Here is an 11,840-nt window from a genome sequence, read left to right as displayed (position 1 = left end):
CGTATGCATGAATGCGCATGTATTCAACGGCTAGGTCCACCGGGGTGAGTCAGGACTCCGGTTCGTAGGCGGGCCGCTCGACCGTCGGCGGCAATGTCGCGATCGCCGAGATGCGTTTGAGCCCGGCGACCTGCAGCAAGTCGACGAGCAACGAACGCATCTGCGCGAAGACGACCGTCGCCGACACACCCGCTCCCTCGACGAGGTCGGGGCTCATCCGCTTCGCCGCACGGCGCAGCACTCGCGCGGCCGCAGCTTGGTCGGGCTGGTCCCCCGGCTCTGCGAGAACCATCTCGCGGAGCACGTCGACCGCGTCGGCCAGTTGATCGAACTGCGATACCAGCCGGGGATCGAGGATCTCGTCGTCGCGCACGAGGGTGAGCGACCGCCGGGTGAGCACCCGGACGTTGCGCATCGCGTGGTCGATCGGGTCTGCCGCGGCCGTCAGCACCGCGAGGCGCTTCCGGCTGTTCCAGTACAACGGTGAAATCCGGCTGATCTCCCGGCCGCCCTTGAGATGCGTCCGCATCGTGTCGATGGCCTGCTGGGTGGCGCGGGCCTGTCGAAGCGCTTCTTCGATCGGTTTCGGATTGTTTTCGACCAGTCCGGCTTCTACTTTGCGCAGAACATCCGCGGCGGTCCCGAGAATCTCGGCGGCGTTGCGACGCGCGCGGCGCACCGGGTGGGTGGGGACCAGTGCAACTACCGCGACCCCCACCAGACCACCCACGAGCGCGTCGACCATTCGATCGAACCCGCCTGCTTCACCGGGCGGGAGGAGCGTCGCGACCAGCACGGCCGAGTTGCCCGCCTGGATCGCAAAGATCGGGCCGCTGTTGAGCGCGACCGCGGTGGCCATCGCCATGGCGACGACCAGCGCGATCTGCCAGGGCCCGGATCCGATGAGCGAGACGATCAGGTCACCGACACCGATCCCCACGGTGACACCGCACACCAATTCGACGCTGCGGCGCAGCCGTGCGCCGAGCGACAAGCCGAGTGACACCACCGCCGCGATCGGCGCGAAGAAGGGTGTCCCGTGATGGATGACGTCCTTGGCCACCCACCACGCCAGACCCGCGGCGAGAGCGCACTGCACGATCGGCAGCGCGGAAGACCGCAGGCGTTGCCCGGACGACTTCAGGCGCTCACGCGCACCGGCGCGAGAGGGGAAGCGCCTACTCGACGCCAAGTGCTTCCGCCGCGCGGGGATCGCAGTCCTCGAGAAGATCGAGGCAGCGTGCGTGCTCGTCCGTCTCCCCGATCTCCTTCGCGGCCGTGGCGAGAGCGGCGACGCACCGCAGGAAGCCGCGGTTCTGTTCGTGGCTGTAGGGAACGGGACCGTAACCCTTCCATCCGTTCCGGCGGAGTTGGTCGAGACCACGGTGGTAACCGGTGCGGGCGTACGCGTAGGCGGCAATGGTGTCGCCGCGTTCGTGTGCGGCTTCCGCCAGATATGCCCATGCGATCGAGGCAGTGGGGTGCTCGGCCGCGACCTTCGCCGGGTCCTCACCGTTGAGCAGCGCCGACTCCGCCTCGTCGTCGCCGGGAAGGAGGGTGGGCTGGGGTCCGAGAAGATCACCGAATGACGTCATGGGCCCATTCTGCCCGTCTCATCTCCGCGGTCGATAGGCTGCCCGGGAAACCCATCCGTCGAACGAGGTGCAGGCGCGTGCCCGATCCGAACAACGAAGACCCCACCGACCAGAAACCGACCGACAAGCCGACGTCCACCGACGCCGGATCCGCGACCACGCACGACAATTCCTCGACGCGTCGCGGCGACACCGCCGACGGACCAGCCGAGCCCGGTACGACCCCCGAAGCCGAGACCGCCGAGGTCCCCACGTCCGAGAAGGCAGGGGCGGACGACACAGCAGCGGCAGCGGCAGACGACACGGCAGCGGCGGACGAGCCGACGGTCCCCGAAAAGCCCACGCCGGCCGAGAAGCCGTCGGCCGTCGAGGAAACACCGCCCGTCGACAAAGCCCCCGCCGCGCAGATCCCGGCCGCCGAGGAAACCCCAGCCGTCGAGGAAACCCCGGCCGCAGAGCAGACGCCTTCGACCGAGCACACGCCTCCCGCCGAGCAAAAGTCTCCCGCCGAGCAACAGTCTCCCGTCGAGCAAAAGCCGGCTGTCGAAGACCCGCCGACCGAGCGGTTCTCCCAGGTTGTACCGGAGCGCGGCCGCGCGCCGGGCGCCGGCGACGTCGAGACACCCTCGCGGCCGGCACCGGATCCCGCGACGGCACCGGATCCCGCGCCGGCACCCGACGCGGCGGATGCCCCCACGGTGCAGATCCCGGTCACCTCACACATCCCGAAGCCGCCTCCGGCGCGCATTCCGCCCCGAAGCGCTCAGCCCCAGCCTGTCCGTCCCGAACCGGCACCCATCGAACTGCAGCCCTCCCCGACGCGGATTCCTCCGTCCCACGACAACGATCGCAGGCGCAGGAGGATCGCTGCCGGCATCGGGGTGATCGTTCTCGTGGCGGTGGTGGCAGCCGTCGCGCTCGCCGTCTTCCTGCAGAACCGTTCGGACAACAGTCCCGAAAGCCGCATCCGGGCGAGCATCGGCACGTTCGTCGAGGGCCTTGCCGACGGGGATCTCGAGACGCTGCGCGCGTCCACTTGCGGGTCGCTCGCCGACTTCTATTCGTCGGTCGACCCGGCGGAGTTCGACAGCATCCACGACCTTGCGGTGCAGGACGGCTCGATCCCGGTGGTGACGAGCGTCGACCGCATCCAGATCACGGACAGCACAGCGATCGCCCAGGTCACCGCGCACACGACACGCAGCCCGGCGGATGTCACCGACCGCACCTTCGATCTCGCGCTCGTCGGCGACGAGTGGAAGGTCTGCAGCGAGTAATCCCGGGTACAACGCGAACGGGGCGCCGACAGAGTGTCGGCGCCCCGTTCGCGTTGCACCGGATGGTGCGAACCGGTATTCGCGACTACTTCGCGGACACCGAACGTCCGGCGGACCGCAGGTCGTTGCACGCCTCGATGACACGCTCCGTCATCGATGCCTCGGCCTTCTTCAGGTAGCTACGCGGGTCGTAGACCTTCTTGTTGCCGACCTCGCCGTCGATCTTCAGAACGCCGTCGTAGTTCGAGAACATGTGGCCGGCGATCGGACGGGTGAACGCGTACTGCGTGTCGGTGTCCACGTTCATCTTCACCACGCCGTAGCCGAGGGCTTCGTCGATTTCCGACTTCAGCGAACCGGAACCGCCGTGGAACACCAGGTCGAACGGCTTCGAGCCCTCGGGGAGACCCAGCTTCGACGTGGCAACAGCCTGGCCCTCGGCCAGGACAGCCGGCTTGAGCTTGACGTTGCCGGGCTTGTAGACCCCGTGCACGTTGCCGAAGGTCGCGGCAAGAAGGTAGTGGCCCTTGTCGCCCGCGCCCAGCGCATCGACGGTCTTCTCGAAATCCTCGACGGTCGTGTAGAGCTTGTCGTTGATGGCGTTCTCGACGCCGTCCTCTTCACCACCGACCACGCCGATCTCGATTTCCAGGATGATCTTCGCTGCGGCGGCGTCGGCCAGGAGCTGCTGCGCGATCTCCAGGTTCTCGTCGATCGGGATGGCCGAGCCGTCCCACATGTGCGACTGGAACAGCGGGTTCTTGCCGGCGTCGACTCGCTCCTTCGAGATCGCGATCAGCGGACGGACATAGCTGTCGAGCTTGTCCTTAGGGCAGTGATCGGTGTGGAGCGCGATGGTGACGTCGTACTTGTCGGCAACGACGTGAGCGAACTCGGCGAGTGCCACGGCACCCGTCACCATGTCCTTGACGCCCAGGCCCGAGCCGAACTCGGCGCCACCGGTGGAGAACTGGATGATGCCGTCGCTACCGGCGTCCGCGAAGCCCTTGATCGCGGCGTTGATGGTTTCGGACGAGGTGCAGTTGATCGCCGGGAACGCAAAGGAATGCTCCTTGGCGCGCGCAAGCATCTCGGCGTAGATCTCGGGAGTCGCGATAGGCACAGCGGCTGTCCTCCAGTGAGAAGTCGATCGGCACCCCGCCGGGGTGTGGCAGGTGCCCTTGTTGTCCTTGCAGTATGTCAACTGACACGCCCGGTTCATACCCGGGCCGGGTTCCGCCCGATCCCGGCCGACGTGTTGCGATTCGGGCCGCCACTCCCGCAGCGGTACCCTGGCGAACGTGACTTTGGTAGAAGCCTCGGAATCTGTGACCAATCTGGCCCTGTTGCCCGGGTTTCTGGACCCCGTCAACCTCCTGAATTCGTTCGGCACCTGGATGCTCATCGGCCTTCTGGTCGTGGTGTTCATCGAGTCGGGTCTGCTGTTCCCGCTGCTCCCCGGCGACTCCCTGTTGTTCACCGCGGGTCTGATCGCGGCGGCGAAGTCCGCGGAGGTGGAGCCCTTCGCGCCGCTGTGGGTGCTGATGGTGACGATTCCGATCGCAGCGGTCCTCGGCGACCAGGTCGGGTACCTCATCGGCACCAAGGGCGGCGCCAAGCTGTTCAAGAGCGACGACGCGAAGCTCTTCAAGAAGAGCTATCTCGACGAGTCGCACCGCTTCTTCCTGCGGCACGGCCCGGCGATGATCTTCCTGGCACGCTTCGTGCCGATCGTGCGCACCTACGCCCCGCTCGTCGCCGGTGCCGCGAAGATGCCGTACCGGGTGTTCATCACCTACAACGTCATCGGCGGCATCGTGTGGGGCGCGGGCGTGACCCTGCTGGGTTACCTGCTCGGCCAGATCACGTTCATCGCCGACAACGTCGACTACATCTTCCTGCTGATCGTGTTCGTGTCGGTGCTGCCGATCCTCAACGAGGTCGTCAAGCGCTTCCTCGCGTCGCGTCGCAGTCCCGCTGCCGCGGCCGCGGTCGACGATTCCGAGCCGGCCACGATGCCCATCCCGCGTACCACCCCGGGCAAGTAACCCCCAGAGACCGAGAAAGGTGGTTTCCGTCCCCGAGCACCGGGGCCGGAAACCACCTTTCGCGTCTGTGCGGCCGGGATCTACGAACCCGCGGGCTTCGACGCCCGCTCGGCGGCGACGGCATGGGCGGCCTCCATCAGCATCCAGCCACCGAGTTGCACCGACAGATCGCGCTCGGCGACCGCCGACCCGCGCACCGAGCCGTGGGAGAACTGCGCGATGGCCGCACCGAATCCGGGAAGACGGGCCTGCCGCGTCCAGTCTTCGCCGAACAGCGGGAGTTCCTCGACCTGCAACCGGTTCTCCCACGCGGCTTCCGCCGACGCCAGCACGATCCGCGCCGCGGTGTTGCGAGCGCGCACATCGTCGTTGTCGTGCACGGGCAGCGTCGTCGCGACCATCGCGAGGTACCGAGTGAGAATCCCGTTGAACAGTCCGCCGTCGCCTCCACCGCCCCCCGTGACCACGCTTCGTTCGGTGAGGTTGTCGTCGACCGCCTCGACGAGACGATGCACGCGTTCCCGGTGCCGGGCGTCACCGAGTTGCACGGCAAGTTCGGTCTCGAGGCCGAGAGTGGCGCCCTGGCAGTAGCTGTACACCGCGCGCTCGTGCACGCCGTTACGGATGCCGTCGAGGACGAGGCCGGTCTCGGGATCCACGAGCGTCTCGTCGATCCAGTCCGCCATTTCCTGAGCACGCCACACCTTGCCGGCGCGAGCGAGCAGGAGCGCCGCGGGAGCATTCGCCGGAGCGTTGAAGAAGTCGTCACGACGGCGCCACGGGATGCCGCCGCCCTGCTCGGGAGCCCACGCGCCGGACAACTCCCCGACCAGCGTCGTGATCGCCGAGCGGTGGTCGACGTACACGTGACGCTGGGCTCGCTCGAGCGAGAGGCCGAGCCAGGCCATGTCGTCGAAGTAGTTGTTGGTCCAGCCCGACAGGTTGCGAATGCGGTGGGCACGGGTGAGCCGGACGACACGACGCCGTCGACGCGGCGTGGCGTCGCGTTCGGCGGCGTCGACAGCCAGGTCGATCAGGTGCGCCTGCCACCAGTAGTGCCACGTTCCGAAGAGCCGTTCACGACGTGCGGCGGGCCATCCGACCACGCCCAGCGCCGTTCCCGGCAGTGCCCACAGCCTGCGTACGTGGCGTGACATCACAGCAGTCTCCGCAGCGTCTGCACGCTCCGACCACTGCTCGGGCACAACGTTCATCATCCTCATCCCACACTGCCTGCATAGCCCCCGCAACGGCACCGCGAGGTGCCCGACTCTTCATCCGCGTTCGGGCCGTCGGTGTTACCTCACGGTGGCGAGATCGCTACCACGCGTCGGCGAGATCGGCGTGCTGCCGGATCCATGCGTGCATCGCGATCCCGGCAGCGACTCCGGCGTTCACCGAGCGAGTCGAACCGAACTGGGCGATGGACACCGTCATCGATGCCACGTCGCGGGCACGCTCGGTGACGCCGGGCCCTTCCTGCCCGAACAGCAGCAGACAGTTCCGGGGCAACTCGACCGTCTCGAGGGGAACCGACCCGGGGGTGTTGTCCACCGCGACGATCGTGAGGTCCTGGGCTGCCGCCCAGTGAAGCAACGCATCGACATCGGGATGATGCATCAGGTGCTGGTAGCGGTCGGTCACCATCGCCCCGCGGCGGTTCCAGCGACGTCGTCCGACGATGTGCACGGTGTTCACCGCGAACGCGTTGGCCGTGCGTACCACGGTGCCGATGTTGGCGTCGTGCCCGAAGTTCTCGATGGCGACGTGCAGAGGGTGCCGGCGCCGATCGATGTCCGCGACGATCGCCTCGCGCGTCCAGTAGCGGTAGGCGTCGACGACGTTGCGCCGGTCGCCGTGCGCGAGCAGTTCGGGGTCGTACCGCGGGTCGGTGGGCGGCTCGGTCCCGTATTCGTCGATCCACGGTCCGACACCGTGCGGATGCTCTCCCCATTCGGTCGGTCCGGGGAGCTCTTCGGCCGGGGCGTGCTCGTCGGTCGACATCGTCAGAACGTTTCGTTCGAGCTGGACGCGACGGTGAAGCCGTGCCCGGTGGTGTCGTTCGTGCACGTCACGTCGACAGCCGTGGTGCTACACGTGTAACCCAGTTCCGACAGCGTGGACCCGGGCGGCAGTGCCGGGCTCGCGCCTTCCGGCGACAGGTAGACGGGACCGCCCGAGCACACGAACTCGCCGGGACCGGTGTCCTGGACCCGGATGCCGTGTCCCCAGTTGACGACGCAGCTCTCCGGGCGCGGGGGCACGGGGTCGGTGACGCCCTCGCAACCGGCCTCGGTGCGGCTCGGCAGCCGGACGATGCCGCACTGGAAGGTTCCGTCCGGGCTCGCGAAGTAGTACGACTCGTTGCGCTCGTACTCCACGTCGACGAGCGTGGTGGTGGGCGCGCTCGGAGTGGGTTCCGGCGGCGTAGTGGTCTCCGGCAACTCCGAGGTGGTGGTCGGCGCTGCGACCTGCTCGGTCGTCGTGGCAGGCGGAGCCGCCGACGACACCGTCGCGGACGTTTCGGCAGGGGGCTCGTCGGCGGTGGACGAACCACATCCGGCAACGACCAGTGCGGCGCACCCGGCCACCGCAATGGAGAACAACCGACTTCTCACGTAACACCCTCCCGACGATGTGCGGGCCTCACTCTAGCGATCCGGGACGGGCAGCCGGCCACCCGCCGTGCGCGCCTGATTTTCGCCGGGCGCATCGCCGGAACCGTGACCGCGGCCCCGGCTCCCGGGTTTACCCTTGGACGCGGAGGGAGACATGCACCACCACCGTCGCATCGTGTGCACCGTCGCGTTCGTCACGACGGCGTACCTCATCGTGTTCTCCCTGTGGCTGAACCTGTTCCTCCCGAAGTCCGAACCGGGGACGGTGGGATTCCAGATCATGTTCCTCGTGTGCCTGTACGGCACCGTGCTGGGGCTGGCGATGGTGTTCAGTGATCGCTCGTCCAAGGTTCAGCGCCGGATCGAGAGGGAAGGGTTCGAAGGCTGGGCGACCGTCCGGTCCGCGAAGCCCGTCCGCGTCACGCGCGGCGGCCAGCTCACCGAACTCGACCTCGATCTGACCGTGCCGGGTTCCGAGCCCTACCACGGAAAAGTCTTCTACGAGGTCTCACACAAGCACCTGCCGCGCTACACCCCCGGTCAGATCGTCACCATCTTCGTCGACCCCGAGGACCGCGACCGCATCCTGCTGTTTCCCTGACTCCGGCCGCGCGCACTAAGAAGCGCCCTCGCGGGCAACGACCGCGGGGGAACCATCAGCGCGTCAGCCCGCCCACGAGGAGACGTGGCAGCACAAGTCGCCGATCAACGACACCACCCGATCCTCGTGGGGGTCGATCCAGACCGCTGCGTCATCGACCTGCCGCGGCAACAGCAGATGCCCACCACGCGAAGGCCACTGCACGAAGTCGTAGCCCGTCAGTTCGCCCTGGGCGGTATCGGCGACCCAGACTGCGGCTTCGGCGAACGAGGTGTTCATCGACAGTCCCTGACACAATCCGAATCCACTGATACCCGCAGTGCCGTGCCATCCGATGGTGACGGCATAGGTCCGGCCGATGGACAGTTCCCACATCAGCCGGTCAGGATCGACGTCCCGGCCGTAGCGCAGACACCGCAAATCCCGCGCGGTGGCCACAACCGCCTCGACCCACGCCTGCGGAGCGTCGAGCTGCGCCCCAGGCGTGTCATAGAAATCGACAACGTCACCAACGACCTTGAAACGCCACGTCAACTGCTCCGCATCGTCAGGATCCCAGATCGGCGCGAGCTCTACTGTCGCACAACAGCGGTGAGGATCCGTCCCGTCGCACCGCCACCCCGCCGGCACAGACCACAGGCCGGGGACCGTGCTCGGTTCGTCCCCGGCGGCTAGCGATTGCGTACCTTCAGCACGGCGTTGGTGAAGAACTCGGTGAACTCGCTTTCGAACTCTTTGCCGTTCATGCTCACGACAGCAACGGTGTACTCGTCGACAGAGGCGTAGCCGTAGAAGACCTCGTTGTTGGCCCAGTCCGGATTATCGGGATCGGAGACCTCGTAGAGGATGGCCGCGTTCTCGGTGGCGATCGCCGGGGGCAGATCGAGTCGCGAGGTGGTGATCGTGCGCGAGTTCATCCTGTACATCGAACACGATCCGGTGTGCGCATCGGCGACCCGCGCGACATCGAGCGGCACGTCACTGACCAACGTGAGATAGGAACGCTCGTCATCGAGGTAGGCGCCCATCATCGACGTCGAATCCACATCGCTCAACGTCAAACGGGCTTCGTCGGCGTAACTCGACTGCTCACCGCACTCCACAGGGTCGTACCCGATGTCCCTCGGCAACCCGACATCACTCGGCGTATCCAACAGCAGGTTCATCACCAACTGTTCCGGCTCGGTGAACCGAGCAACCTGCGTACCGGCAGGAAGATCCTCGACCGTCAGAAGGAGACTGTCGCGCGATACGGCCCCTGCCGGCTCCACATCACTTCCCCCGCATGCCGCCGCAACCAGCAGCAGCCCAACCAACCCGGCCTTCTTCCACAGCGCACGACACATTCCGCGAACGCTACCGGCCGGTGGGTGTCTCGGCCCGTCGCCGCCGCATCCGAGGCAGATCGTCGACACTCGTGGGGCTCATCGACACCCGCGCCGGCGTCTGCGTGTCGACGTTGCGAATCCCCCACTGCCTTGCACGAGCAACGGTAGGCTGGCTCTCTTCGTCTCACGCGGCGGAGTACCCGGGAGCTATGCCGATGACCGAACACCCCGCGCAGATGCGTCCTCACCGGCAGGTGCGGCTGCTCGCAGGCCAGGACGCCATCCTCGACGGCCAGATCCCCCAGCCCACCGTCGGGCAGGTCGGAGTGTTCTGGCTGCTGTTCGACGAAGTACCCGCCGACCCCCACGACCCGACCCTGTCGACGATCGACGCCGACGCCGAACCGCTCGCACCCCCACGCCTCGAACCCGCCGTCGACGCACCCGCAACGATGCCGCGGGCGTGGATGTGGCCGATCCTGCTGCGCGGCGACGGCTGGTCGGCGACCTGGTACAGCCGACGTCCCGCCACCGGCCGTGTCCGCCTCACCGGCCGGTTCGTCGGCGACTTCGCCTACGCCACCGGCGGCTCGGTCCGCGGACGCGTCACCGCGGCACGGAACATGAACGAGGCGGCCAGTGCCAGGCGGCACGAACCCGGCATCCTCGCCGACCTCGACCTCGACGATGTGCCACCGCTCCCGATCCGCCCCTCGATCATCCCGCGGGCGATCTCCACCTCCGGACGCATGCTGTGGGCCGCCGACGAACAATTCCCCCTGATAGTGCGAGTCGACCTCGACCATCCCACCGAGGCGCGCCCGTTCGTGCTGCCCGCCCCGATCGCCCCGCAACCCGGTAGTACCCCCTGGCGGCTGCACGCCGACCCGGAAGGATGCTGGATCGCCGGCTGGTACGGCATCTTCCGGGCCACCGACACCGGTGCGGTGCAGCGTCGCGACGACCGCCGGGTCGACGCCTCGGCCGCACACGAGGGAACACTGCTGACCTGCACCCACGAGAAGACCGCCACACGCATCGGCCTGTGGCACCCCGACGGGCAGACCCATCACGACGACACCACCCTCCCCGCCGGCACCGTCACCGCAGTCACCGCCTATGACGACGGTTTCCGCATTCTCCTACGCCAGCGGGACACGTGGCCGGTTACCACCGTCGTCGTCGCCATCACCCTCGGCGGACACATCACCGTCGGACCACCCCTCGACGGCATCGACAACCACGCCGTCCTGATCCCCGCCCCCGCCGCCGGCGTGATCGACCTGCGCGGCACCCTCCGCACTATCCGGCCCGACCTGCACACCGACCCCCCGACACGTTGGCCGCTGCCCGGCCTGTCCGGTGGCACCGTCGGCGACCACGTCTGGATCGAACACCACGACCCCGACCGCGACCTTTATGACGACCGTGAATACTGGCTCCTCAGTCTCACCGACATCACCGGACAAGTCATCGCCCGAACCGAAACCCGCACCCCCACACCCGATGTCACCATCGACGGTCACGGCACCGTCTGGATCACCGACAACACCAACATCATCGCCGTACACACCCCCACCGGCGCCCTCCCACCACCCATTCCTCTCGCCGAACTCCCCCACCACGGGTCGGATCCACCACACCTGGGGTGAGCCCGACCACCACGCGTCTCGACGTTGCGCTCCCGGCACCCGAGCCCCGCCCACACGGCAGATCCCCTGCCCGCAGCGTGGCCACGGAGGAGACCGCGGCCAGCCACCAGGATGTGCGCATTACGTCAAGAATTTGCGGGCTGCGTGAAAATACTGGTGTAGCGTCAATCTCTTCGCCCGGTGCGGAGTCCTGCAGGACTGATGACCTATGACCACACGATTGTCCGGGGCCTCGACGAATTGTCCCTGCTGCTGCCGGCGTCTCAGTCATGGCTGAGCGGGGACCTATCCCGGTCGGGGACGACGGAATCGATGTGCACGCGATTCTCGATGGTCGTCTCACTCCGCCGACATACGGGTATGCGGTCGAGGTCGAGGGCGGTCCGGTGACGATGTGGGTGGACTACCGGTTCGTCGACGACGACGGAACCTTCATCCCCGCACACAAAAACCGCATGGTGCGGTTCCATGTCTTCGGCACAGCACTGCTGCCGCTCAAGGCCGTTCATGTGGTTCGGTCCACGGCACCGGTGAGCCGCGGACCGCTCTACCTCTACGCCCCCGATCCCAACAGCGCGGATCGACGTTTCGAGGTGGCGGTGTTCTTCTCGGCCGAAAACATCCAGATCGAGGCCCCACCGGACTTCGACTGGCAGAAGCGGGCCAGCCGCCACCGGGACTGCTGCACGGATAGGTGACATCTGAACTGTGGTGCCGTGAG

Annotated in this window: 12 protein-coding genes and 1 pseudogene; 5 read left to right on the top strand and 8 right to left on the bottom strand. The window is 67.2% G+C overall.

The window, feature by feature from the left end; translation table 11 throughout:
• Positions 1 to 49 precede the first annotated feature (49 nt).
• Entirely contained in the window at positions 50 to 1,192 is a 1,143-nt protein-coding gene (locus tag HF877_RS00665; RefSeq protein ID WP_169619054.1) for an FUSC family protein, read from the bottom strand.
• Complete coding sequence (locus HF877_RS00660) at positions 1,179 to 1,595, bottom strand: DUF3151 domain-containing protein (RefSeq protein ID WP_169619051.1); 417 nt, start codon at positions 1,593 to 1,595, stop codon at positions 1,179 to 1,181. Before HF877_RS00660 ends, HF877_RS00665 begins: the two co-directional genes overlap by 14 nt.
• A 77-nt stretch (positions 1,596 to 1,672) precedes the next feature.
• On the opposite strand from HF877_RS00660, the gene HF877_RS00655 reads away from it, so the two are divergent.
• Positions 1,673 to 2,872 (top strand): hypothetical protein, encoded by a 1,200-nt coding sequence (locus HF877_RS00655; RefSeq protein ID WP_206036416.1) that lies wholly within the window; start codon positions 1,673 to 1,675, stop codon positions 2,870 to 2,872.
• A gap of 85 nt (positions 2,873 to 2,957) precedes the next feature.
• Here the strand turns inward: HF877_RS00655 and fbaA are convergent, their stop codons facing one another.
• Positions 2,958 to 3,995, bottom strand: coding sequence for a class II fructose-bisphosphate aldolase (gene fbaA / locus HF877_RS00650; RefSeq protein WP_169619049.1), 1,038 nt, complete (start codon positions 3,993 to 3,995; stop codon positions 2,958 to 2,960).
• Positions 3,996 to 4,173: 178 nt separating this feature from the next.
• On the opposite strand from fbaA, the gene HF877_RS00645 reads away from it, so the two are divergent.
• Positions 4,174 to 4,920: a VTT domain-containing protein gene (locus HF877_RS00645; RefSeq protein WP_169619047.1), complete on the top strand. Its 747-nt coding sequence runs from the start codon at positions 4,174 to 4,176 to the stop codon at positions 4,918 to 4,920.
• A gap of 80 nt (positions 4,921 to 5,000) precedes the next feature.
• Here the strand turns inward: HF877_RS00645 and HF877_RS00640 are convergent.
• The 3 genes and pseudogenes from HF877_RS00640 to HF877_RS00630 form a co-directional block, all read right to left on the bottom strand.
• Positions 5,001 to 6,159 (bottom strand): annotated as a pseudogene (locus tag HF877_RS00640) (glycoside hydrolase family 76 protein).
• A gap of 81 nt (positions 6,160 to 6,240) precedes the next feature.
• Positions 6,241 to 6,924 carry an RNA methyltransferase gene (locus HF877_RS00635; protein ID WP_169619045.1) on the bottom strand — a complete coding sequence of 228 codons (684 nt, stop codon included), beginning with the start codon at positions 6,922 to 6,924 and terminating at the stop codon, positions 6,241 to 6,243.
• Between the two features lie 2 nt (positions 6,925 to 6,926).
• Positions 6,927 to 7,538, bottom strand: a complete 612-nt coding sequence (locus HF877_RS00630) for a hypothetical protein (RefSeq protein ID WP_296549383.1) — start codon at positions 7,536 to 7,538, stop codon at positions 6,927 to 6,929.
• Between the two features lie 154 nt (positions 7,539 to 7,692).
• Between HF877_RS00630 and HF877_RS00625 the strand changes: the two genes are divergently transcribed.
• On the top strand, positions 7,693 to 8,139 hold the full coding sequence (locus HF877_RS00625) for a hypothetical protein (RefSeq protein ID WP_169619043.1): 447 nt from the start codon (positions 7,693 to 7,695) through the stop codon (positions 8,137 to 8,139).
• Between the two features lie 63 nt (positions 8,140 to 8,202).
• Here HF877_RS00625 and HF877_RS00620 read toward each other — a convergent pair whose 3' ends face one another.
• A complete protein-coding gene (locus HF877_RS00620) occupies positions 8,203 to 8,673 on the bottom strand; it encodes a hypothetical protein (protein WP_169619041.1) in 471 nt (156 codons plus the stop codon).
• Between the two features lie 137 nt (positions 8,674 to 8,810).
• Positions 8,811 to 9,485 (bottom strand): hypothetical protein, encoded by a 675-nt coding sequence (locus HF877_RS00615; protein WP_169619040.1) that lies wholly within the window; start codon positions 9,483 to 9,485, stop codon positions 8,811 to 8,813.
• 197 nt (positions 9,486 to 9,682) lie between these two features.
• Between HF877_RS00615 and HF877_RS00610 the strand changes: the two genes are divergently transcribed.
• Positions 9,683 to 11,119 carry a hypothetical protein gene (locus tag HF877_RS00610; RefSeq protein WP_169619039.1) on the top strand — a complete coding sequence of 479 codons (1,437 nt, stop codon included), beginning with the start codon at positions 9,683 to 9,685 and terminating at the stop codon, positions 11,117 to 11,119.
• 269 nt (positions 11,120 to 11,388) lie between these two features.
• The gene (locus HF877_RS00605) at positions 11,389 to 11,817 is read left to right on the top strand and encodes a hypothetical protein (protein WP_169619038.1); all 429 of its coding nucleotides are present in this window, start codon (positions 11,389 to 11,391) and stop codon (positions 11,815 to 11,817) included.
• The last annotated feature ends 23 nt before the right edge of the window (positions 11,818 to 11,840 follow it).

Origin of the sequence: Rhodococcus sp. BL-253-APC-6A1W (assembly GCF_012843405.1) — a bacterium.
GTDB lineage: Bacteria > Actinomycetota > Actinomycetes > Mycobacteriales > Mycobacteriaceae > Rhodococcus.
This window is presented reverse-complemented; position numbering and strand designations above follow the sequence as displayed.

What these genes read in the sequence shown, in the direction of transcription:
- HF877_RS00660 (WP_169619051.1), bottom strand. Translation starts at nt 1,595, where the DNA reads ATGACGTCATTCGGTGATCTTCTCGGACCCCAGCCCACCCTCCTTCCC.
- HF877_RS00625 (WP_169619043.1), top strand. Translation starts at nt 7,693, where the DNA reads ATGCACCACCACCGTCGCATCGTGTGCACCGTCGCGTTCGTCACGACG.
- HF877_RS00615 (WP_169619040.1), bottom strand. Translation starts at nt 9,485, where the DNA reads ATGTGTCGTGCGCTGTGGAAGAAGGCCGGGTTGGTTGGGCTGCTGCTG.
- HF877_RS00635 (WP_169619045.1), bottom strand. Translation starts at nt 6,924, where the DNA reads ATGTCGACCGACGAGCACGCCCCGGCCGAAGAGCTCCCCGGACCGACC.
- HF877_RS00605 (WP_169619038.1), top strand. Translation starts at nt 11,389, where the DNA reads ATGGCTGAGCGGGGACCTATCCCGGTCGGGGACGACGGAATCGATGTG.
- HF877_RS00610 (WP_169619039.1), top strand. Translation starts at nt 9,683, where the DNA reads ATGACCGAACACCCCGCGCAGATGCGTCCTCACCGGCAGGTGCGGCTG.